Genomic DNA, 20,306 nt, shown 5'->3' on the forward strand with positions numbered 1-20,306 from the left:
CCCCGGCGCACGGCCACGGGACGCCCCTGCCCCGGCGGCTAGTCGGCGGCGATCTCGCGGAGGGTGGCGAGATGCGCGGCCCAGGCCTCGCGCCCGGCCGGCGTCGCCTTGAGGCTCGTCCGGGGCCGCTTGCCGACGAACCCCTTCGTCACGGCGACGTAGCCCGCCGCCTCGAGGGCGCTGACCTGCTTGCTCAGCGTCGAGTCGGTCACCTGCACGGCGTCGCGCAGGTCGCGGAAGTCGAGACCCTCGGCCGCGGCGAGCGCCGCCATCATCGAGAAGCGGACGGGCTGGTGCAGCAACTCGGACAGCCGGAGGCGCGGGTGCGGTCGGGTGGTCATCGTCGCGCCTCGCGCACCTCGACGGCCGCGCAGGCGACCGACACCGCGAGCAGGACCGCCGCCATGACGGCACTGCCGACGACGTCCTGGCCCTGCGAGAAGCCGACGACGAGCATGGCTCCGACGTAGCAGGCGAAGAACGCGGCCAGGTAGGCCATCCAGCGTCGGCCGAAGCCAACGCGGGCCGACCTCCTCAGCAGGACGAACGCCACGACCAGGACGGCGATCCAGACGAGCAGGCCACCCATCGCGACGAAGTAGGCGGTGCCCGTCGTGAGCCCCATGGCGAGGGTGCCCATCGACGCCGCGGCACCCAGGCCGAGCAGGAAGGCGACGGCGGGCCAGCTCGCCGCCGACGTCGCGCTGCGGCCGACGGCGTCCGCCCGGTCGAGCAGGCGCCGGGCCTCGGCGGAGTCGGGGGTGCCGGTCGTGCCGGTGAGGTCAGCGGTCATGGTGGTCGTCCTCTCGTAGGACTCCCACTCTAGAAAGTACTTTCTCAACAAGCAAGTACTTTCTCGTCGATCTCATCGAGTGGGCAGAAGATGCTCGTCCCCCGCGGCGGAAGGACGTCTTCTGCCCACTCGACGGGCCCGTCGAGGTCGGGGCGCCCGGTCGGGCCCGACCGGGCCGGGCTAGATCGTCTCGTCGAGGTCGAGCAGACGGGCGCTCTCGTCCCACAGGCGCCGGGCGAGGTCGGCGTCGGCCGCCTGACGGGCCACGCGACCGGGGGCCTTGAGGCGGTCGAAGTAGTTGCCGCTCGGCGCCGGCACGGTCGCCGCCCCCGCGAGGCGGATCAGCGGCTCGGCTCCGTCCTCGGTCGAGACGGCCAGGCGCTTGGCCGCGGTCATGAACGCGCCGTCGCCACCGAAGCCCGAGGCGACGAACCCGGGGTGGAACGCGAACGCGTCGACCCCGCCGCCGGCACGGGGCAGGCGTCGGGCCAGCTCACGGGTGAACAGCACGTTGAGCAGCTTCGAGGTGCCGTAGGCGCGGAAGCCGCCGGCCCACGCACCCCGTGCGTTGTCGAGGTCGTCCAGGTCGACCTTGCCGAAGAGGTTGCCGGCACTCGAGGTCTGGACGATGCGGACCGACCCGGCCGGCGCCTCCTTCGCCGTCTCGAGGAGGCGCGGCGTCAGCAACGCGGTCAGGAGGAAGGGAGCGAGGTGGTTGCCCTGGAACGTCGTCTCGTGGCCGTCGACGGTCAGCGAGCGCTCGGGGATCGTCGCGCCGGCGTTGTTCGCCAGGACGTGGATGCGGGGCAGCTCGGCGAGCAGCTGCTCGGCCAGGTCGCGGACGGTCGACAGGTCGGAGAAGTCGGCGAGGTAGGCGGTGCCGCCGATCTCGTGCGCGACGGTGCGGGTGCGGTCGGGGTTGCGGCCGACGACGGCGACGGTGGCCCCGAGGCGGGCGAGCTCGCGGGCGGCGGCGCGGCCGATGCCCGAGCTGGCTCCGGTGACGACCACGGTCCGGTCGTCGAGGCGGGCGGCGGGAGGCAGGGTGACGGTCATGCAGGGGACGCTAGGCGGGATGCGCCGGGGCCGGGTCGGCGGTCGGCGTTCTCTCGGCAGGCGTACAGCCGCGCGGGCCTCCGCCCGCGGTAGCGTCGCATTACGAGACGAAGTGTCTCGATTCAGGGCGTGGTCTCCGCGCCTCGACCCGACCCTCCTCAGAGAAGAGACGACATGTCCGACGCCACCGCCCCCCTGACCGGCTCCCGCACCATCGGCACGTGGCTCGACCACCCCGAGGGCGGGCCGGCGCTCCGTGCCGCCCTCGGGCAGGGAGGCGCGTTCGACGAGGGCGCGCTGGCCCCTGTCCGCGGCCTGCCGCTGCAGCAGCTGGTCGCGATGAGCCAGGGGCAGGTGCCGCAGGAGCTGGTCGACGGCCTGGTGCTGCACGTCAACGGCGGCGTCGTGCCCGACGAGGCGGCCGAGGCCGACGGTCCGTGGCGCGAGACCGTCACCCCCGGTCGCTTCGCCGGCAAGACCGTGATCGTCACGGGTGCGGCGTCCGGCATCGGCCGGGCGACGGCGTCGCGGGTGGCGCGCGAGGGCGGTCGAGTCGTCGCCGTCGACCTCTTCGCCGACAAGCTGGAGGCACTGGTCGCCTCCCTGCCCGACGCCGACGTGGTCACCGTGGCCGGCGACATCACGAAGCAGGACGACATCGACGCGATCGTCGCGGCGGCCGGCGACCGCATCGACGCCCTGGCCAACATCGCCGGCATCAACGACGACTTCTCCCCCCTGCACGAGACGAGCGACGCCATGTGGGACCGCGTGATCGGCATCAACCTCACCGGCGGGTTCAAGCTGTCGCGCGCCGTGATCCCCGTGATGCTCGGGGCCGGGCGCGGCTCGGTCGTCAACGTGGCCTCGGAGGCGGGACTGCGCGGCAACGCGTCGGGCAACGCGTACACGGTGTCGAAGCACGGCGTCGTCGGCCTGACCAAGTCGGCGGCCTTCATGTACGCGAAGCAGGGCATCCGGGTCAACGCGGTGGCACCCGGCGGCGTGGCGACCGGCATCCCGTTCCCGGCGAACGTGTCCGAGGCGGGGTCGGCGCGGCTCCGTCCGTTCCAGGCGGCGATCCCGACGATCGCGACGGCCGAGGAGCTCGCGGCGTCGATCACGTTCCTGCTGAGCGACGACGCGGTGAACGTCAACGGCGCGATCCTGGCGAGCGACGGCGGCTGGTCGGTCCAGTAGAAGGGGTGGGTCCGCGGCGGGCGTGCGGGAGGATGGACCGGTGACCACCGCACGCCCCGGCCGCGCCCGCAGCGAGGCCGCCCGCCTCGCGATCCTCGACGCGACCCGTGACGAGCTGGCCGAACGTGGCTACGACAAGCTCTCGCTCGACCGCATCGCGGCGGCGGCGGGGGTCGGCAAGGCGACGATCTACCGCTGGTACCCGGCGAAGGCGGCACTGGTGGCCGAGGGGATGCTCACGGGACACCTGCTGCCCCACCTCGAGGTGGCCGACACGGGCGACGTCCGTCGGGACGTGCTCGACTGGCTCCGCGCCTCCTTCTCGACCTTCGCCTCGCCCGCGGCGGGCGGGCTGATCCGCGCGTCCATCGCGGCGACCGCCGAGGACGCCGCCGTCGCCGAGCACTACGAGGAGCGTGTCACCTCGGTCACGCGGGCGGCACTGCTCGCCCGCCTCGAGTCCGGGAGGCGCGCGCGGCAGATCCGGGACGGCGCCCCTCTCGAGGCCCTCGTCGAGTCGCTGATCGGCACCGTGCTGCTGCACGTCGTGACGCGCCGCGATCCCGGGCCGGCCGCGCTCCACGCGACGGTGGACCTGCTGTTCGACGGCGTCGCGGCGCGGTCGGACTGACGCGTCACCGCCCGCCCATCGCCTCCTCCACAGAGGGGCGCCGAGCGTGCCCGAAGGCGTCCGCCCGTGGAGGGACGCCTCCATCGCCTCCAGTAGCAGTGGGTGGTGGCCGAGGGCAGCCTCTGAGCAGGTCGCGCGGGCCCGACGAGCCGGCGTCGTACTCCGGTGACGCGCCACCGGGGCCCATCGTTGGTCACCCGACCAACGTCGACCGTGAACGCGTGCATCGCGCCGCCGGTGGCCACAGGATCGTTCTCGCAAGGCAGTTCCACTCGACAACACGAAGCACCGCAACTCGAACTCCTACGACAACGAAAGAGGACGAACCATGAGCAAGCTGAAGTCGAAGACCGCCACGATCATCGCCGCCGTCGCCGTGAGCGGCGTCGCCGTCACGGGGCTGAGCGGATTCGCCGCCGCTCCCGCACAGGCGGCGACCACCGCCCCCGCCTCGCCGGAGTCCAGCACCGGCAGCCCGATCACGGGCAGCGTCACCCTCGACCCGCTGGCGATCGTCAGCGCGATCAGCGCCGCCGTCAACGACCAGGGCGACCGGTCGGGCGCCGTGCTGGCCGCCCTGGACGTCGGCTACTACAACGCCGGCAACCCCGACCGGCTCACGGTCGCGGTCGTGAACAAGAACCAGGACATCACCGTCGAGGGCTCGATCGCCGACGCCCAGCCGATCGACATCAAGGGCGGCAGCTACGTCATCTACTGGTTCGACGGCCCCGGCAAGGTCACCAACAACGGTGACGGCGGCTACCTGAACTGGGGCGTGCTCGGCAACAACGTCAAGACCGACAACGTCATCAGCATCAACGGCGGCTGACCCCGCCACGGCACCGCGGAACCGCCCCGACGTCCTCACCGGACGCCGGGGCGGTTCCGCGTGCGCCGTCAGGCCGGCGGCAGGGCAGGAGGCGCGGGTCGGTTCGGCGCCTCGACCGCCGCCTGGCCGTCCCGACGGCGCCCCCGCCGCACGATGCGCGACCGGATGACGCCCTTGACGAACGCGACCGAGACGAGCGCCGTCCGGTTCGGGGCACTCCACGTCCGCATGAGACGGGCCAGGTGCCAGGCCACGGCCTGGCGGCTGTAGGCCGTCTCGCGGGCGATCTCGGCGTTCGAGAGGCCGTAGGCGGTGAGCGTGAGCATCTGCCGCTCGACGTCGTCGAGGTCGGGGGCGTCGGCCACGAGGTCGAGCACGACGTCGGGCCCCGGGGCCGCAGGGGATGGCTGGGAGCCGCCCGCGCCTCCTGGTCCCCCGCCCGCCGGGGCGGCGACGAGACGGGGCCGGTGCCGCGCCCACTCCTCGGCCCAGCAGGTCCCGAGCTCGTGGGCGACCTGCGAGGCGCGCGCCATCGCGAGGACGAGCGCCCCGGCCTGCCCGCCCGACGCCGAGTGCATGACGAGCGAGAAGATGCGCAGCGCGGGCAGGGCACCCCGCAGGACGACGGCCAGGTCGACGTCGGGGCAGGTCGCACTGCGGCGGGCGACGGCACGCAACTCGTCGAGGCACGAGGCCGACACCGGACGACCGTGCTCGACCGCGGCGAGGGCCGGACCGAGCACGATCGGCACGATCTCGGCGTACCGGTCGCGCAGCCACGACCGGCCGGTCGCCCCGACGTCCTCGAGCGAGCAGTCGAGCAGCAGGTCGCTGAACTCGTCGTGCCGGGCGTCGAGCCGCAGCCCGAGGGGCTGACCCGGACGCATGATCGTGGTCGGGCGGCCCGTCACGGCGCCGCCCGTCGTCGGGCGGTCCGCGGGGACGCCACCCTGCTCGGTCAACGTCCCACCCCCCGGTCGCGGCGCCGGCGCCCCTGGCCGGTCGGCCCGCCTCGCGGGCACGTTCCGAGCCTAGGAGCGACGGGCCGGTCGCACAGTCGGCTGGCTGGCCGACCGTGGTGTCCCCCGCAGGGGCCGGACCGACGCGACGGCGTGCCCGCCGGGCCGGTTCACCGGCCGGTCGCGGGCGCGGCGAACACCACGCGCACGACGAGACCGCCCGAAGGAGGCGCGTCGAGGGTCAGCGTCGCCCCGTGCGTCTCGGCGACGGCCGCGACCAGGGCCAGGCCGAGGCCGTGGGAGCCGGCGACCCGACCCGCCGGCCGGTGGAACGGCTCGGTCAGTCGCCCGACCTCGGCCGGGTCGAGCACGGCCCCGCCGTTGGACACGATCAGGGTCGGCGCCCCCGAGCCGTCGGTGCCGACCGTCACGTCGAGCCGGCCGCCGGGTTCGTTGTGGCCGATGCCGTTGCGGACGAGGTTGCCGACGAGCACCGAGAGCAGGGCCCGGTCGCCCGTGACCTGCGCTGGGCGGGCGACGCAGTGCACCTCGACCCGCGCCCGGGCGGCGGCGGACGCCGAGGCGGCCACCACCTCGTCGACCACGGCGACGAGGTCGACCGCGTCGGCGGCGACGCCGTCACCGGACTGCACGTCGGACAGCGTCAGCAGGGCCTCGACCGTCTCGATGCTGCGGGTGTTCATCTCGCGCAGGCGTCGGATCGTCACGGACGGCGGCGAGCCGGCCGCGAGGGCCGCGTCGAGCATCGCCTGCGTCGTCGCGAGGGGCGTGCGGAGCTCGTGCGAGGCGTTGGCGGCGAAGCGACGTTGGGCCTCGTACGAGCGGTCGAGCCGGTCGAGCATGTCGTCGAACGTCGTCGCGAGACGGCCGAACTCGTCGTCGGGGCGCCCGGGTGCGAGCGCGGCGAGCCGCTGCCGGAACGACCCCGCGGCGCCGTGCTCGGCCTCGCGCGCCGCGCTCGCGAGGTGCTCGACCGGGCGGAGGAGGCGCCCGGCGACGACCCAGCTCAACCAGACGCCGACGACCAGCACGACGACGAACACGATCGACGACGTCGTGAGCAGGACGCGCAGGAGGTCGCTCTCGCCCGAGATCGTGACCGCCGCGCGCAGCTCGGCGGTCTCGGCGACGGGCGACGACCCGGCGGTGGCGACGCCGCCGTCGCCCGCCGGCGCCCACGTCGCCGTCGGCGACGCGGAGTCGCCCGCGCCGGGGCCCGGCGCGTGCAGGGCGGTGATCCGGTAGTCCGGGACGAAGCGCATCACCAGGAACACGGACGCCACGATCGACAGGCCCACGACCGTCAGCACCGCGCTGACGGTGGCGGTGAGCCGGAGACGGGCGCTGCCCCGGTGACGCAGCCCGCGCCTCCTGGGCTCTGCGGCCGAGGAGCCGGTCTCGACGGTCACCGGTCGCCCCCGTCGGCGACGGCCTCGGCGTCCTCGGCGGCGATGCGGTAGCCGCTGCCGGGGACGGTGTGGATCACCCAGGGCTCGCCGAGGCGTCGCCGGAGGTTCGAGATCGTGACCCGCACCGAGTTGGTGAACGGGTCGGCGTTCTCGTCCCAGGCCTTCTCGAGCAGGCGCTCGGCACTGACCACGCCCCCGTCGGCCTCGAGCAGCACGCCGAGCACCGCGAACTCCTTCCGGGTGAGCTTCACGTACCGGCCGTCACGGTAGACCTCGCGGCGGAACGCGTCATACCGCAGGTCGCCGCGGACCGTGACCGGCGGGCGCGACCGACGCGGGCGCCGGGCGAGCGAGCGCATCCGGGCGATCAGCTCGGGGAACTCGAACGGCTTGACGAGGTAGTCGTCGGCACCGAGCTCGAAGCCGTCGACCTTGTCACGGGTGCGCCCGGCAGCGGTCAGCATCACGATGCCCGGACCGTCGCCGGCCGCCGCCACCGCGGCGCAGACGTCGTCGCCGTGCGTGCCCGGCAGGTCGCGGTCGAGCAGCACGACGTCGTAGTCGTTCAGCGCGATCGCCTCGAGGGCGGCGTCGCCGTCGTGCACGACGTCGACGGCCATCGCGTGACGTTCGAGGACGCTCTGGACGGCCTCGGCGAGGTAGACCTCGTCCTCGGCGACGAGTACGCGCATGGTGGCTCCTGTTCGGGTCGGGACGGACGGACGCGGACGCCCTTCTCCAGCGTGACATGTCGGATGTCACCGAAACGTAAAGCCCGCCGTTTACGGGCCGGCAACGAGCCGAGCGGTGGTCTGGACCCCGTCGCCCGACGAGGGCGACGCCGCGACCGCCGGTCGCGGCCCGTGATCGTGGAAGACCAGGAGTCCCCTCATGCCCAGAACCCGTGGCACCCTCTTCGCCGCCCTCCCCCTGCTCGTCGTCGCCCTCGCCGGCTGCTCGACCGCCGCCGACGACGACACCGCCGAGACGAAGTCCGAGTCGCAGATCGCCGCCGACGCCCAGGCGTGGGACCTCGCGAACGCGAACTGCCTCCGCGAGGAGGGCGTCGACATCGGCGACCCCTCGGGCGACGGCGGCGGCGTGTCGATCTCCCGCGGCGACGCCGTGGACATGGACGCCCTGCTCGCCGCGTCGGAGCGGTGCACGGAGGCGACGACCGACGAACTCGGCGAGCGCCCCGTGACCGCGTCCGAGAAGAAGAGCCAGGACGAGTTCGACGCGAGGCTGCGCGAGTCGGCCGAGTGCGTCCGTGAGGCGGGACACGACGTGACCGACCAGCTCGACGGCGCCGGCGGCACGGACACGATGGACGACGTGCCCGCGGGCGTGCTCGAGGAGTGCGGCGCCTTCGGCAGCATGCCCACGACGGTGACCCGGTGAGGCCGTCGCGCCGAGCCGTCGCCTGGTGGTCCGTCGCCGGTGTGGCCGTCGTCGGGACGGCCGTCACCGCCGTGTTGATGGTCGGGCCCCCCGGAGCGTCTGGTGACGACGACGCGGAGGCCGCGGCGGGCACGACGCCGAGGCCGACCACGGCCGTCGTCGAGCAGGGCACGCTGACCGGCACGACGACCAGGGCGGGCACGCTCAGCCGCCTCGACGGCCCGACGATCACGGGGTCCGCACCCGGCACGATCACGTCGCTGCCGGAGGTCGGCGACGTCCTCGCGGCACGCAGCGAGCTCTTCCGCGTCGACGACGAACCGGTCACCGCGTTCGAGGGCGCCCTGCCGCAGTGGCGGGCCTTCGGACAAGGCATGGCCGAGGGCCCGGACGTCCGGCAGGTCGAGGAGAACCTCAGAGCCTGGGGGTACTTCACGGGCACGCCGGACGACCGGTTCGACCGGCGCACCGCGACCGCCGTCTCGGCCTGGCAGAAGGACACCGGCCAGGAGCGCACCGGGTCGATCGACCAGGGCGCCCTGCAGTTCGTGACGGGATCGTTCACGGTCCGCACCCTGACGGCGGCCGTCGGCGACGCCTCGGGAGGCGACCTCTACGACACGGCGCGCGACGACGCGGTCGTGTCGGTCGACCTGCCGGTCGGGTCGCCGCTCGCCGCCGTCGACGGGGTCGTGTCGGTCGACCTGCCCGGCCACGGCAGCGTTCCCGGGCGCGTGTCCGACGTGGGCGCGGCCGTGGCCGACGAGACCACGGGCACGACGACGGTCCCCGTCACGGTGTCGCTCGACGACCCGGCGGCGGCCGGCGACCTGACCGAGGCGTCCGTGCAGGTCGACTTCGTCTCCGAGGTGGAGGAGGACGTGCTGCACGTGCCGGTGCTCGCCCTGGGTGCGGCCGTCGGCGACGGGTTCGTCGTCGAGGTGCTGCAGCCGGACGGCACGACCACGGCCGTGCCGGTGGAGGCCGGCCTGTTCGCCGGCGACCGGGTCGAGGTGTCCGGAGCCCTCGAGGCCGGCGACGAGGTCGTGGTGCCCGCATGAACGCCGTGATCGAGCTGCGTGACGTGACGCGCGAGTACGGCCGACCCCCGACGACCGCGTTGTCGTCGGTGTCGCTCCGGGTCGAGCGCGGCGAGTTCGTCGCGATCGTCGGCCCGTCGGGATCGGGCAAGTCGACTCTGTTGAACGTCCTCGGCACGCTCGACCGGCCCACCTCGGGCACCGTGCTCGTCGACGGCGTCGACGTGGCGGACCGGAACGACCGCGAGCTGTCGGCCCTGCGGGCGCACCGCATCGGCTTCGTCTTCCAGCAGTTCCACCTCAGCGAGGGCGTGAGCGCGACCGACAACGTCGCGAACGGCCTGCTCTACGCGGGGGTGCCGATCCGGCAGCGACGGGCGCGGGCGCGCGAGGCGCTCGAGCGCGTCGGGCTGGGCCACCGACTGACGCACCGGCCGAACCAGCTCTCGGGTGGCGAACGGCAGCGGGTCGCCATCGCCCGGGCGGTCGTGCACCGCCCGCCGCTGCTGCTCGCCGACGAGCCCACCGGCAACCTCGACACGAAGGCCGGCGAGGGCATCGTGTCGCTCCTCGGCGAGCTGCACTCCGAGGGCACCTCGATCGTCGTCATCACCCACGACGTCGAGCTCGCCCGGCGGCTGCCGCGGCGGGTGACCATCCGCGACGGGCACCTCGAACACGACAGCGCGACGCGGGCGGGGGTGACCGCATGAACGCCTCGGAGACGCCCTCGCGCCTCCTCGGGTCGGACGTCGTGCGACTGGGGGTGTCCGGGCTGGCGTCGCGACCCACCAGGGCCGTGCTGTCGGCGCTCGGCATCGCGATCGGCATCGCGGCCATGATCGCCGTGGTCGGCATCTCGACGTCGAGCCAGGCGAAGCTCGCGGCGACCCTGGACGAGCTCGGCACGAACCTTCTCTCGGCGTCCCAGGGGAAGGACTTCTTCGGCGAGGCCGTCGACCTGCCACTGACCGCGGGGGCGTCGGCCGGGCACACCCAGGGGGTCCGGTCGGCCGCCACGACCGGCACGGTGGCCGACGTCGGCGTCTACCGCAGCAGCGCGGTGCCCGCGGGCAACACGAACGGCATCACGGTGCGGTCGGCGTCGCCGACGCTGCTGGAGGTGCTCGAGGCCCGCGTGGCGTCGGGCGTCTGGCTCACCGACGGCATGGCGCGGTACCCCGTGACCGTGCTCGGGGCCGAGGCGGCGGCCCGGTTGGGCATCACCGTGCCGGGGCGCCACGTGATCGTCGGCAGCACCGAGTACGTGGTGGCGGGCATCCTCGAACCGGTGCCGTTGGCGGCCGAGATCGACTCGGCGGCGCTCGTCGGTGAACGGGCCGCGGAGGCGCTGGCCGGTGCGCCCGTCCACCCGACGGCGGTCCACGTCCGGGCCGACCCCGCCCACGTGCAGGAGGTGCGCGACCTGCTCGCCCGGTCCATCCAGCCGCGGAGCCCGTCCGACGTCGAGGTGACGCGGCCGTCCGACGCGCTGGCCGCACAGCAGGCCGCGGACCAGGCGTTCACCGGGTTGCTGGTCGGCCTCGGCGGGGTGGCGTTGCTGGTCGGCGGCATCGGGGTGGCGAACACGATGGTGATCTCGGTGCTCGAACGTCGACGCGAGATCGGGCTGCGGCGGGCGCTCGGGGCGACGAGGTCGCACATCCGTCGGCAGTTCCTGGCCGAGGCGCTCGTCCTGTCGCTGCTCGGCGGGGTCGCCGGGGTGCTGCTCGGGGCGGCGGTGACCGCGGCGTTCGCCGCGCTGCGGGGGTGGCCGACGGCGATGCCGCCCGCGGTGCTGGTCGCCGGGCTCGTCGCGACGCTCGTGATCGGGGCTCTGGCCGGGCTCTGGCCGGCCGTGCGGGCGGCGCGCATCCCGCCGACGGAGGCGCTGCAGTCGTGAGGGGGGCGCCTCACCACCAGAACGGTGACTGCGGCCGGTAGGGCTCCTCGAGGCGGCGGACGTCGTCGTCGGTCAGCTCGACGTCCAGGGCGGCGACGGCGTCGGCGAGGTGGTGCGGCTTCGTCGCGCCGACGATGGGGGCCGAGACGACGGGGTTCCGCAGCACCCACGCCACGGCGACCTGGGCCATCGACACCCCGTGCTCGGCGGCGACCTGCTCGACGGCGTCGATGATCGGGCCGTCCTCGTCGGCGTCGAAGGCCTTCGCGACCTCGTCGACGGCGGACCGCTCGGTGGTCGCGCCACGCGGTCGCGTCAGCCGTCCCTTGCCCTGCGGCGAGTAGGGCACGAGTCCGACGCCGAGGTCGGCGCAGAGCGGGATCATCTCGCGTTCCTCCTCGCGCTTCAGCAGGTTGTACTGGTCCTGCATGGTCGAGAACGGCGTCCAGCCGTTGACCACGGCGGCGGTCTGCATCTTCGCGAACTGCCAGGCGAACATGCTCGAGGCGCCCGTGTACCGGACCTTGCCTGCCCGGACCAGGTCGTGGAGCGCCTCCATCGTCTCCTCCACCGGGGTCTCGGGGTCGAAGCGGTGGATCTGGTACAGGTCGACGTGGTCGGTGCCGAGTCGCGTGAGCGACGCGTCGACCTGCTCGAGGATCGCCCCGCGTGACAGCCCCGCTCCCCCCGGACCGTCGTGCATGCGACCGCTGACCTTCGTCGCCAGCACGACGTCCTCGCGGCGGGAGTACTCGCGCATCGCGCGGCCGACGAACTCCTCGCCGGTGCCCTGCTGGTAGACGTTCGCGGTGTCCCAGAAGGTGACCCCGAGCTCGACGGCCTGGCGGAAGAACGGTGCCGAGGCCGCCTCGTCGAGCGTCCACGAGTGCAGGCCCCGGGTGGGGTCGCCGTAGCTCATGCAGCCGAGGCCGATGCGGCTGACCTTCAGCCCTGTGGTGCCCAGACGGGTGTACTTCACGGTCGCGCCTCCTCGGCGTTCGGGGGTGGTTGGTTCTCCATGGTGGCGGAGGCCTCTGCGGCGTCGGTCGCGCCGGGCGCGCGGCGGTGGAAGAGCGCGGCGATCGCCCAGGGGCCCGGCTGGAGACGCACCGCCATCTCGTCCAGCACCCGCGCCTCCTGCTCTCGGTCGCGCGTGAGGTCGGAGATCTCGCAGGAGGCGCGCCACCACATCGCGAGGCGACTCACGATCCGGCCGCCTCGCGCGGTCCGCTCGCGACGTCGGGTCGGTCCGGGGCGTCGGCGCGGACGACCGCCGGGTCGGCCTGCGGCGCCGCCCAGCTGGCGAGGAGGCGGAGGCGCTCCTCGGTGGGCGAGCCGGGCTCGGCGCTGTAGACGAGGAAGTTCAGGCCCGGGCGGCCCATCGGCTCCATGGCCTCGTAGACCATGTCGAGCTGACCGACGACCGGGTGGTGGAAGCGCTTCTGGCCGGACGTGTGGTGGCGCACCTCGTGGGCGCCCCAGCGCACGCGGAACTCGTCGCTGCGGGTGGACAGTTCGCCGATCAGGTCGTGGAGGGCGCGGTCGTGGGGATCGCGGCCGGCCTCGGTGCGCAGGATCGCGACGTTGATGTCGGCGGCCACCGACCACGACGGGTAGAAGGCCTCGGCCTGCTCGCGGTGCAGGAAGACGAAGCGGGCGAGGTTGACCGGCCGCTCGTCGAGGGCGTAGAGGTCGGAGTAGAGCGCGCGGAAGAGCGCGTTCTCGGCCAGGACGTCCATGCGGCCGTTGCGGACGAACGCGGGCCCGGCCGTCACGGCGTCGAGCACGAGCTGCATGCTGCGCGAGACGGTCTCGGGCGGACGGCGTCGACGCCGGGCGCGCACGGGCGACTCGTTCGCGGCGCGGGCGAGGTCGGACAGGTGCTCGCGTTCGGCGTCGTCGAGCAGCAGGGCGGTCGCGAGCGAGTCGAGCACGACCTCGGACACCCCGCCGAGGCGCCCGCGTTCGAGCCGCGTGTAGTACTCGACGCTGACGCCCGCGAGCAGCGCCACCTCGCTCCGCCGCAGTCCGGGCACGCGGCGTCCGGGGCCGCCCGGCAGCTCGACCTGCTCGGGCCGCACCCGCGCCCGTCGGCTGGTCAGGAAGTCGCGGATCTCGCTCTCGGTGTCCATGCCCACGACGCTACGACAGGGGCGCGTCGCGGTGGGAAGCCCTGGTGGTGACCCCCTCGGCGCGACGACGGGACGAACCCCGTTTGCGAAGGAGAACCCCGATGAAACGGGGTTCTCCTTCGCGAACGGGGTTCGTCGTCGCGGACGGGGCCCATGACGAGCCCGACCGCACCGCTCGGTAAGATCCGCACGTGCCTTCGACCCTCTACGAGCAGATCGCCGACGACCTGCGGCGGCGCATCCTGAGCGGCGACCTCGCGGTCGGCGACGACGTGCCGAGCGAGGGCGAGCTGGCCGAGCAGTGGCGCACCTCCCGCGGGCCGATCCGCAACGCCCTCGCCGCCCTGCGCTCCGAGGGCCTGGTCGAGACCCGGCGCGGCCGCCCGGCGCGGGTCGTCGCGCGCAAGGCGCACCACCCGGTCGACGTGTCGATCCCCTTCACCAAGTGGGTGCGCGACGTCGGCGGCAAGCCCGGCGCCCGCACGCAGGAGGTGTCGCTGCGCCGCGCCGACGACGACAAGGCACGGTCGCTCGGCATCGAGCCGGGCGCCCTCGTGGTCGACGTCGTCCGGCTGCGACTCGTCGACGGCCGCCCGACCATGCTCGAGCGCCTGACCTTCATCGAGGAGGTCGGCCGCGTGCTGTTCGACGTCGACCTCGACACGGTGTCGATCACCGAGTACCTCGACTCGCGGGGCTTCGGCTACGCCGACATCGACCACGAGATCGACGCGGTCGCCGCCGACGAGCTCGACGCCGAGCTGCTCGGGGTCGAGCCCGGCACGCCGATCCTGCGGCTGCACCGCATCACGCGCGGCCCCGACGGCCGCACCTTCGAGGCCTCGGACGACCGGTACCGCAGCGACATCGTCCGCTTCACCGTCTCGGCGTCGGGCCGGGCCCGCGAGGGCGACCACTTCATCCGCGCGATCGGCCCCTGAGCGCCACCGACCCGCCCCCCTCCCGCGTCCGCGGACGCAGGAGGCAGGACGCAGGAGGCAGGACGCAGGAGGCGCGGGGCAGCCACCGCAGGCCGCCACCACCCCCGCTCACTCCGGTCGGACGCCCACCCGCACCGACCCGCCGGCGGCGGCCGCCGCGATCCCGGCGTCGAGGTCGCGCAGGGCGACGACCTCGCCCACGAGGGCGTCGAGCGGCCAGGCCGCGTGCCTCCGTTCGACGAAGCGGGCGGCCTCGACGAGGTGCCGCGGGGCGTAGTTGTGCACGCCGCGGAGGGTCACGAGACGCCGGACGACGCTCTCGGCGTCGAGCGGCACCGCCGGGGCGGGGAAGACGCTGCCGACCAGCACGGCCACGCCGCCGACGCCCAGCGCGGCGAGCGCCGAGGCCACGGCGTGCGGCGACCCCGAGGCCTCCACGGCGACGAGCGGGGCACCGCCCGCGACCGAGAACGCGGTGCTGAGGCCGTCGTCCGCGTCGGGGGCAGCCGACGGGTCGACCGTCGCGACCGCGCCGAAGCGGACGGCGAGTCGACGGCGGGCGGGATCGGGGTCGACGACGACCACCCGGGCCCCGGCGTCGGTGGCCAGCGCGGTCGCCGTGAGGCCGATCAGCCCGGCCCCCGTGACGAGCACCACGGCACCGTCCAGGGGCACGATCGCCGAGGCGGCGTCGAGGGCCGCCACGGCCGTCGCCGTGCCGCACGACACGGGGGCCACCAGCTCGGCGGGCAGGTCGGCCTCGACCGGGACGATCGCCGTGCCCGACCGTACGTGCACGTGCGTGGCGAAGCCGCCGCTGAGCTCCCAGCCCGTGACGAGCCGCTCGTGCCCGTACTTCCGCACCGACTCGCACTTCTGCGGCAGGTCGCGCCGGCAGGTGGCGCACCGACCGCACGAGACGGTCAGCGACCAGACGACGCGTTGCCCGACGGCGAGCGGCGTCCCGTCCACGGCGACCGCCCCCGGCCCGAGGGCGACCACGCGACCGACCTGCTCGTGTCCGAGGACGAGCGGGGCGGGCGCGCTCCGGTCGCCCCGGGTGGTGTGCACGTCCGAGCCGCAGATCGTCGCCAGCTCGACCTCGACGAGGGCGTCGCCGGGCGCGAGGACGACCGAGGGCACCGCGACGGCCTCGTGCGGACGGCCGGGTTCGAGCCACACCATGGCGGTCGGGGCCGGGTCGAGGGGCAGCGCGGCCGGGGAGGTGGGGTCCGTCACGGACGCGACCCGCGCCTCCTGGTCCGTCGTCCGCGGCGGCACCCCCGTCCGCGGCAGGGCGGTGGTCACGCGACCGCGGTCGTCGACGCGCCGGCGGCCGCGACCCCGGCGAACGCCGGCAGCCCGACGAGGTCGCGGACGCTCTCGAGCACGACGTCGGCCCCCGCGGCGAGCAGCTGCTCGCGGGTGTGCGCGCCGGTCGTCACGCCGACGACGAGGCCCGCACCGGCGGAGCGCCCCGAGAGGACGTCGCTGACGGTGTCGCCGACGACCGCGACGGCGGCGACCGACGAGGCACGGGTGCGCAGCAGCGCGGTCAGCACGAGGTCGGGTGCGGGGCGGCCGCGGCCGGCGTCGACGGGCGAGAGGGCGGCGTCGACCGTCCAGCCGAGCGCGTCGAGCAGGCGGTCGCGCGTGACGGGCGAGAAGCCCGTGGTCAGGACGACCGAGACCCCGGAGGCGCGGAGGGCGTCGACGAGATCGTCCGCGCCCTCGATCGGCTCGACTCCCGACTCGTCGACGAGCTCGCCGTAGGCCACCTCGAACTCGTCGTTCGCGCGCTGCGCGAGCGCCTCGTCACCCCCGGTGAGGTGCCGGAAGACCTCGATCTTCGAGCGGCCCATCGTGTCGCGGACGTACTGCAGGGCCTCGTCGCGGCTCAGCGTCGGGCCGAGGTCGACCCGGTCGGCGACGCGGGCGAAGGCCTGCTCGACCACGCCGTCGTCGACGACGGTCGTGCCGGCCATGTCGAGCACGACGAGCTCGATCGGGGTCGCGGCCTCGGCGGCGGGGGTGCCGGACGAGGCGGGGGTGGTGGCGGTCGTGGTGCTCATGCGGTGAGGCTCTCTGTGAGGGGCGAGGTGAGGGGCGAGGAGACGGTCGAGGTCAGGGCGGTCGAGGTCGGGGCGGGGCGGTCGAGCGCCCGGTCGCGCCCGCCGTCGAGGTGCGCCCCGACGACGTGCTCGGCGAGACCGAGCCCCGTGGTCATGCCGATGCCGGTCGAGACGACCGTGACGAGCACGCCCGGGGCGACCTCGTCGACGACGAACTCGTCGCGGCCCGAGGCGTAGACGCCCTGCCACCGCTCGGTGACCACCGGCTCGGCGCCGAACAGCACGCGGAACTCGTCGAGGAAGGCGTCGGCGATCCGTTCGTCCTGGAACGGCGCGATCGCGGCGCCCTTCCGGTGGCTGTCCCCGACGATCACCGACCCGTCGGGCAGCTGCGTGTACATCTGGTTGAGGTCCATCGCGGCCAGGTCCGGGCGCTCGGCGTGCAGTCGGGACCGCACCGCGTCGGCCGCTCCGGTGCCGGCGAACGCGCTGTAGCGGATCAGCGACCAGCCGGTCAGCAGCGGGGCGACGAGCGGACGGACGAGGTCGGCCCGCACCCGCAGCATGTCGAGGCCGCAGCGCTCGAGGGCGTGTCGGTCGGCGAGGTCGGGCAGCAGCTGGTCGAGGTCGTGGTTGGTCGCGACGACGACCGTTCCGGCGTCGATCGGACCGCGGCTCGTCTCGACCCGTCCCGACGTGACCGACCCCACGGAGGTGCGGGTCAGGAAGCGCACCCCTCGCGTCTCGAGGTGCCGGCGGATCGCGTCGGCCGCCTCCCTCGGGTCGACCTGCAGGTCGTACGGGAGCAGGGCGCCGCCGACGACCGCACCGGGAGCGACCGGGGCCAGCGACGACAGCTCGGCCGCGTCGAGCCGCTCGATCTCGGGCCGGTCGCCCAGCACGCGGTCGGTGCGGGCGAGGGCCAGCTCGTCGAGCAGGTCGAGCTCGTCGACGTGTCGGGCGGCGACGAGGGTGCCGCGCCGGGACAGCCAGAAGCCGGCGTCGCGGGCCAGCCGCAGCCAGAGCTCGCGGGCGGCGAGGGCGTGGCGGCGGGCCTCGCCGCTCTGCGGGGTGAGGCAGAGGTGGCCGAAGTTCCGCACGGTGGAACCGCCGATCACCGGGGAGCGGTCGACGACCAGCACCGAGTGCCCCCGGTCGACGGCGGCGAGGGCGGCACCGAGGCCGACGATGCCCGAGCCGACGACGACCACGTCGTGCGGTGCCGCCGCGTGCCCTGCCGCCGCGGTCGGGGCAGCGGTGTGACGGGCCGTGCCGCGGGCCGTGTCGTGTGTCGCGGTCATCGGAAGACCCTCCGCATCCAGATGGCGAGCCCCTCGACGACCAGGACCGTGACGAGGATCATCAGCACGATCGCCGTGACCGTCCCGTAGTTCGAGCCCTGGCTGGCGTTGAGCAGGTAGTAGCCGACTCCCCCGGCACCGACGATGCCGAGCAGCGTCGCGGCCCGCAGGTTGGTGTCGAGCATGTAGAAGGTGTGCCCGATCAGGGCGCGGGTGCCCTGCGGCAGGGTCGCCCCGGCGTAGACCTGCACGCGACTCGCCCCGGTGGCCGAGAGGGCGCGCTCGGGGCCGGGCGAGACCTCCTCGAACGAGTCGGCGAGCAGCTTGCCGAGCAACCCGACGCCGCCGAGCGCCAGGGCGAGGGTGCCGGCCTGCGTGCCGAGCCCGGTGACGACGATCAGCACGATGGCGAGGATCACCTCGGGCACCCCGCGGATGCCGACGAGCAGCAGGCGCATGCCGCTGCGCACCCCTCGGCTCGGGGCGACGTTGCGGGCCGCGAGCGACCCGACCACGATCGAGGCGACGAGGGTCAGCACGGTCGCGGCCAGCGCGATGGCGATCGTCTCGCCCATGGCGGCGACCATCGTCGACGCCTCGTAGCTGCCGAACGACGGCGGCCAGAACTGCGTCGCGACGGCGGGCACCTTCGCCCAGACGGTGACGAGGTCGGACCAGGCGATGTCGCAGACGGCGATGCTCGCGACGACCACGGCGACCGCGAGCCACCCCCACGCGACGGTGCGCCGACGGCCGCGGTCCCACGGTCGGCGGAGCGCGGACTCGACGGTGGCGGGCACGGGACGCGACGGGACGGGGTGACCGGCACCGCGCCTCCTGGTGGCCCGTCGGACGACGCGGTCGCCGAGACCGCGGCCGGTCGGCGCGATGCCGAGCATGGTGGCGCGGACGCTGCTCGAGACGATCTCCATCACGACGCAGAGCACGAAGATGACGAGGGCGTAGCCGAGGCCGAGTCCGTAGTCGAGCGACTTGAAGGCGAACGACATCTCCATGCCGAGGCCGACGACCCCGACGTAGCCGAGGATCACGCTGCCGCGGAGGTTGATGTCGTTGCGGTGCAGCACGGTCGCCACCCACGACGGCAGCACCTGGGGCAGCACGCCGGCGGTGAACTGCTGGAGGCGGCTGCCCCCGGCGGCACGGACGGCGGTGCGCGGACCCTCGTCGATCTGCTCGATCGCGTCGGCGAAGAGCTTCGAGATCATGCCGACCGAGTGCAGGCCGATGGCCAGGATGCCGGGCAGCGTGCCGAGCGAGAAGAGCAGCACGAACACCATGGCGAGCACGACGTCGGGCACGGCCCGGGCGAGCACCGTCACGAAGCGGGCGGCCGCACGCCACGCGGGGCCGGGGGTGGTGTTCGAGGCCGCGAGCACGGCGACCGGCACCGACAGGACGGCGGCGAGCAGGGTGCCGCAGATCACGAGGCCGAGCGTGAGGGCGGTGAGCTGCAACAACTCGCCGAGCGGGGGGAACTCGATCGCCCCGACGCGGCCGAAGAACCGCTCGGCGTTGGCCCAGCTCTGCAGCATCCGCGCGGGGTCGATGTCGACGCTGCGCAGGGCCACGAGGCTCGCGACCAGCAGGGCGACGAGGGTGAGGCCCGCCGCGACGCGCTCGGGCGGGACCCGGCGACGAGGAGGCGCGGTGACGGGAGCGGGGGCCGCCCCGGTCGTGCGCGGGCGCTCGGTGACGGCGGTCATCGGACGGCGTCCCCGGTGAGCTCGAGCTCGATGGCTGCCATCTGGTCGGTGCTCGTGGCGACGCGGCCGTAGATCTCCATCACCTGGGCCTTCGACAGGCCCTCGGTCCCGGTGTCGAGCACGACCCGACCGTGGCGCAGCCCGACGATGCGGTCGGCCCACGAGAGGGCGAGGTCGACCTGGTGCAGGCTGCAGATGACGGTGAGGCCCTCGTCGGCCGCGATCTCGCGGATCAACGCCATCACCTGGTCGCTCGACTCGGGGTCGAGCGAGGCGACGGGCTCGTCCGCGAGCAGCACCTGGGGGCGCTGCATGAGGGCCCGGGCGATGGCGACGCGCTGCTGCTGGCCGCCCGAGAGGGTGTCGGCGCGCTGGTAGGCCCGGTCGAGCAGGCCGACGCGCTCGAGCCGGGCGAGCGCCTCGGCCTTCGCGGCCCGGCCGTACGACCAGAGCCCGAGGCGGGGCCCGCGCACGGTGGCGAGCGAGCCGGTCAGGACGTTCTCGAGCACGGTCAGCGACGGCACGAGTTCGAACTGCTGGAAGATGAACCCCACCTCGCTGCGCAGCCGCCGCAGGGCCCGCCCGGTGAGCTCGGTGACCTCGCTGCCGAGCACCGTGACGCGGCCGTCGGTCGGCCGTTCGAGGCCGTCGACGTGACGCAGCAGGGTGGACTTGCCCGAGCCCGAGAGGCCCAGCAGCACGACGACCTCGCCGCGTCGGACGCTGACCGAGGCGTCGTCGAGCGCGAGGGTCTCACCGAAGCGCTTGGTGATGCCCTCGAGCCGGACGACGGTCTCGGCGGGGGCGGTGTGCGGGTTCATGTTCGTCTCCGGTTCGTCGTGCTCGGGCCCCGGGACGTCGCCGGGACCCCCACGCGCGCGCGAGGGT

At 74.3% G+C, this 20,306-nt stretch carries 22 protein-coding genes; 8 read left to right on the forward strand and 14 right to left on the reverse strand.

What is annotated here, in order from left to right; translation table 11 throughout:
- Window positions 1-38: 38 nt before the first annotated feature.
- The 3 genes from HQQ78_RS12680 to HQQ78_RS12690 all read right to left on the reverse strand — a co-directional run bounded on the left by HQQ78_RS12680 (window position 39) and on the right by HQQ78_RS12690 (window position 1,849).
- Complete coding sequence (locus HQQ78_RS12680) at window positions 39-341, reverse strand: transcriptional regulator (RefSeq protein ID WP_173153700.1); 303 nt, start codon at window positions 339-341, stop codon at window positions 39-41.
- Entirely contained in the window at window positions 338-793 is a 456-nt protein-coding gene (locus tag HQQ78_RS12685) for a chemotaxis protein CheY (RefSeq protein WP_123571383.1), read from the reverse strand. Before HQQ78_RS12685 ends, HQQ78_RS12680 begins: the two co-directional genes overlap by 4 nt.
- 180 nt (window positions 794-973) lie before the next feature.
- Window positions 974-1,849: an SDR family NAD(P)-dependent oxidoreductase gene (locus HQQ78_RS12690; RefSeq protein ID WP_173153703.1), complete on the reverse strand. Its 876-nt coding sequence runs from the start codon at window positions 1,847-1,849 to the stop codon at window positions 974-976.
- 174 nt (window positions 1,850-2,023) lie between these two features.
- Here HQQ78_RS12690 and HQQ78_RS12695 point away from each other — a divergent pair, with 174 nt between their 5' ends.
- The 3 genes from HQQ78_RS12695 (at window position 2,024) to HQQ78_RS12705 (ending at window position 4,512) form a co-directional block, all read left to right on the forward strand.
- A complete protein-coding gene (locus tag HQQ78_RS12695) occupies window positions 2,024-3,049 on the forward strand; it encodes an SDR family NAD(P)-dependent oxidoreductase (protein WP_173153707.1) in 1,026 nt (341 codons plus the stop codon).
- 40 nt (window positions 3,050-3,089) lie between these two features.
- Window positions 3,090-3,680, forward strand: coding sequence for a TetR/AcrR family transcriptional regulator (locus HQQ78_RS12700; protein WP_173153709.1), 591 nt, complete (start codon window positions 3,090-3,092; stop codon window positions 3,678-3,680).
- Between the two features lie 328 nt (window positions 3,681-4,008).
- Window positions 4,009-4,512: a hypothetical protein gene (locus tag HQQ78_RS12705; RefSeq protein WP_056043909.1), complete on the forward strand. Its 504-nt coding sequence runs from the start codon at window positions 4,009-4,011 to the stop codon at window positions 4,510-4,512.
- 68 nt (window positions 4,513-4,580) lie between these two features.
- Here the strand turns inward: HQQ78_RS12705 and HQQ78_RS12710 are convergent, their stop codons facing one another.
- The 3 genes from HQQ78_RS12710 to HQQ78_RS12720 form a co-directional block, all read right to left on the reverse strand.
- Entirely contained in the window at window positions 4,581-5,474 is an 894-nt protein-coding gene (locus HQQ78_RS12710) for a helix-turn-helix transcriptional regulator (protein ID WP_173153712.1), read from the reverse strand.
- A gap of 167 nt (window positions 5,475-5,641) precedes the next feature.
- Window positions 5,642-6,901 (reverse strand): HAMP domain-containing sensor histidine kinase, encoded by a 1,260-nt coding sequence (locus HQQ78_RS12715; protein WP_173153715.1) that lies wholly within the window; start codon window positions 6,899-6,901, stop codon window positions 5,642-5,644.
- On the reverse strand, window positions 6,898-7,593 hold the full coding sequence (locus tag HQQ78_RS12720) for a response regulator transcription factor (RefSeq protein ID WP_173153718.1): 696 nt from the start codon (window positions 7,591-7,593) through the stop codon (window positions 6,898-6,900). Before HQQ78_RS12720 ends, HQQ78_RS12715 begins: the two co-directional genes overlap by 4 nt.
- Window positions 7,594-7,792: 199 nt before the next feature.
- Between HQQ78_RS12720 and HQQ78_RS12725 the strand changes: the two genes are divergently transcribed.
- The 4 genes from HQQ78_RS12725 to HQQ78_RS12740 are packed head-to-tail and all read left to right on the forward strand — an operon-like array spanning window position 7,793 to window position 11,245.
- Window positions 7,793-8,302, forward strand: coding sequence for a hypothetical protein (locus tag HQQ78_RS12725; RefSeq protein ID WP_173153721.1), 510 nt, complete (start codon window positions 7,793-7,795; stop codon window positions 8,300-8,302).
- On the forward strand, window positions 8,299-9,363 hold the full coding sequence (locus HQQ78_RS16450; RefSeq protein WP_173153724.1) for a peptidoglycan-binding domain-containing protein: 1,065 nt from the start codon (window positions 8,299-8,301) through the stop codon (window positions 9,361-9,363). The genes HQQ78_RS12725 and HQQ78_RS16450 overlap by 4 nt, the downstream gene beginning before the upstream one ends.
- Window positions 9,360-10,055: an ABC transporter ATP-binding protein gene (locus tag HQQ78_RS12735; RefSeq protein WP_056043927.1), complete on the forward strand. Its 696-nt coding sequence runs from the start codon at window positions 9,360-9,362 to the stop codon at window positions 10,053-10,055. Before HQQ78_RS16450 ends, HQQ78_RS12735 begins: the two co-directional genes overlap by 4 nt.
- On the forward strand, window positions 10,052-11,245 hold the full coding sequence (locus HQQ78_RS12740; RefSeq protein ID WP_173153727.1) for an ABC transporter permease: 1,194 nt from the start codon (window positions 10,052-10,054) through the stop codon (window positions 11,243-11,245). The genes HQQ78_RS12735 and HQQ78_RS12740 overlap by 4 nt, the downstream gene beginning before the upstream one ends.
- 10 nt (window positions 11,246-11,255) lie before the next feature.
- Here HQQ78_RS12740 and HQQ78_RS12745 read toward each other — a convergent pair whose 3' ends face one another.
- From HQQ78_RS12745 to HQQ78_RS12755, 3 genes are read right to left on the reverse strand one after another with little or no spacing between them, the layout of a single operon-like run.
- Window positions 11,256-12,224: an aldo/keto reductase gene (locus HQQ78_RS12745; RefSeq protein WP_123571393.1), complete on the reverse strand. Its 969-nt coding sequence runs from the start codon at window positions 12,222-12,224 to the stop codon at window positions 11,256-11,258.
- Window positions 12,221-12,451, reverse strand: coding sequence for a hypothetical protein (locus HQQ78_RS12750; protein WP_123571394.1), 231 nt, complete (start codon window positions 12,449-12,451; stop codon window positions 12,221-12,223). Before HQQ78_RS12750 ends, HQQ78_RS12745 begins: the two co-directional genes overlap by 4 nt.
- The gene (locus HQQ78_RS12755; RefSeq protein WP_173153730.1) at window positions 12,448-13,377 is read right to left on the reverse strand and encodes a helix-turn-helix transcriptional regulator; all 930 of its coding nucleotides are present in this window, start codon (window positions 13,375-13,377) and stop codon (window positions 12,448-12,450) included. The genes HQQ78_RS12750 and HQQ78_RS12755 overlap by 4 nt, the downstream gene beginning before the upstream one ends.
- A gap of 191 nt (window positions 13,378-13,568) precedes the next feature.
- On the opposite strand from HQQ78_RS12755, the gene HQQ78_RS16205 reads away from it, so the two are divergent.
- Complete coding sequence (locus HQQ78_RS16205) at window positions 13,569-14,318, forward strand: GntR family transcriptional regulator (RefSeq protein WP_173153733.1); 750 nt, start codon at window positions 13,569-13,571, stop codon at window positions 14,316-14,318.
- 108 nt (window positions 14,319-14,426) lie between these two features.
- Here the strand turns inward: HQQ78_RS16205 and HQQ78_RS12765 are convergent, their stop codons facing one another.
- Genes HQQ78_RS12765 through phnC form a run of 5 tightly spaced genes read right to left on the reverse strand, consistent with a single transcriptional unit; the run spans window position 14,427 to window position 20,239 of the window.
- Complete coding sequence (locus HQQ78_RS12765; RefSeq protein ID WP_371740446.1) at window positions 14,427-15,626, reverse strand: alcohol dehydrogenase catalytic domain-containing protein; 1,200 nt, start codon at window positions 15,624-15,626, stop codon at window positions 14,427-14,429.
- Window positions 15,623-16,390, reverse strand: a complete 768-nt coding sequence (locus tag HQQ78_RS12770) for a phosphonatase-like hydrolase (RefSeq protein WP_173153736.1) — start codon at window positions 16,388-16,390, stop codon at window positions 15,623-15,625. The genes HQQ78_RS12765 and HQQ78_RS12770 overlap by 4 nt, the downstream gene beginning before the upstream one ends.
- Complete coding sequence (locus HQQ78_RS12775) at window positions 16,387-17,691, reverse strand: TIGR03364 family FAD-dependent oxidoreductase (protein WP_173153739.1); 1,305 nt, start codon at window positions 17,689-17,691, stop codon at window positions 16,387-16,389. The genes HQQ78_RS12770 and HQQ78_RS12775 overlap by 4 nt, the downstream gene beginning before the upstream one ends.
- Window positions 17,688-19,418, reverse strand: coding sequence for a phosphonate ABC transporter, permease protein PhnE (gene phnE, locus HQQ78_RS12780; RefSeq protein WP_173153742.1), 1,731 nt, complete (start codon window positions 19,416-19,418; stop codon window positions 17,688-17,690). The genes HQQ78_RS12775 and phnE overlap by 4 nt, the downstream gene beginning before the upstream one ends.
- Window positions 19,415-20,239, reverse strand: coding sequence for a phosphonate ABC transporter ATP-binding protein (gene phnC, locus HQQ78_RS12785; RefSeq protein WP_173153745.1), 825 nt, complete (start codon window positions 20,237-20,239; stop codon window positions 19,415-19,417). Before phnC ends, phnE begins: the two co-directional genes overlap by 4 nt.
- Window positions 20,240-20,306 lie beyond the last annotated feature (67 nt).

It is taken from the genome of Frigoribacterium sp. VKM Ac-2859 (assembly GCF_013204925.1).
In the GTDB taxonomy this organism is placed as follows: Bacteria; Actinomycetota; Actinomycetes; order Actinomycetales; family Microbacteriaceae; genus Frigoribacterium.

What these genes read in the sequence shown, in the direction of transcription:
- HQQ78_RS12680 (WP_173153700.1), bottom strand. Translation starts at nt 341, where the DNA reads ATGACCACCCGACCGCACCCGCGCCTCCGGCTGTCCGAGTTGCTGCAC.
- HQQ78_RS12685 (WP_123571383.1), bottom strand. Translation starts at nt 793, where the DNA reads ATGACCGCTGACCTCACCGGCACGACCGGCACCCCCGACTCCGCCGAG.
- HQQ78_RS12690 (WP_173153703.1), bottom strand. Translation starts at nt 1,849, where the DNA reads ATGACCGTCACCCTGCCTCCCGCCGCCCGCCTCGACGACCGGACCGTG.
- HQQ78_RS12695 (WP_173153707.1), top strand. Translation starts at nt 2,024, where the DNA reads ATGTCCGACGCCACCGCCCCCCTGACCGGCTCCCGCACCATCGGCACG.
- HQQ78_RS12705 (WP_056043909.1), top strand. Translation starts at nt 4,009, where the DNA reads ATGAGCAAGCTGAAGTCGAAGACCGCCACGATCATCGCCGCCGTCGCC.
- HQQ78_RS12720 (WP_173153718.1), bottom strand. Translation starts at nt 7,593, where the DNA reads ATGCGCGTACTCGTCGCCGAGGACGAGGTCTACCTCGCCGAGGCCGTC.
- HQQ78_RS12725 (WP_173153721.1), top strand. Translation starts at nt 7,793, where the DNA reads ATGCCCAGAACCCGTGGCACCCTCTTCGCCGCCCTCCCCCTGCTCGTC.
- HQQ78_RS12735 (WP_056043927.1), top strand. Translation starts at nt 9,360, where the DNA reads ATGAACGCCGTGATCGAGCTGCGTGACGTGACGCGCGAGTACGGCCGA.
- HQQ78_RS12740 (WP_173153727.1), top strand. Translation starts at nt 10,052, where the DNA reads ATGAACGCCTCGGAGACGCCCTCGCGCCTCCTCGGGTCGGACGTCGTG.
- HQQ78_RS12755 (WP_173153730.1), bottom strand. Translation starts at nt 13,377, where the DNA reads ATGGACACCGAGAGCGAGATCCGCGACTTCCTGACCAGCCGACGGGCG.
- HQQ78_RS12770 (WP_173153736.1), bottom strand. Translation starts at nt 16,390, where the DNA reads ATGAGCACCACGACCGCCACCACCCCCGCCTCGTCCGGCACCCCCGCC.
- HQQ78_RS12775 (WP_173153739.1), bottom strand. Translation starts at nt 17,691, where the DNA reads ATGACCGCGACACACGACACGGCCCGCGGCACGGCCCGTCACACCGCT.
- phnE (WP_173153742.1), bottom strand. Translation starts at nt 19,418, where the DNA reads ATGACCGCCGTCACCGAGCGCCCGCGCACGACCGGGGCGGCCCCCGCT.
- phnC (WP_173153745.1), bottom strand. Translation starts at nt 20,239, where the DNA reads ATGAACCCGCACACCGCCCCCGCCGAGACCGTCGTCCGGCTCGAGGGC.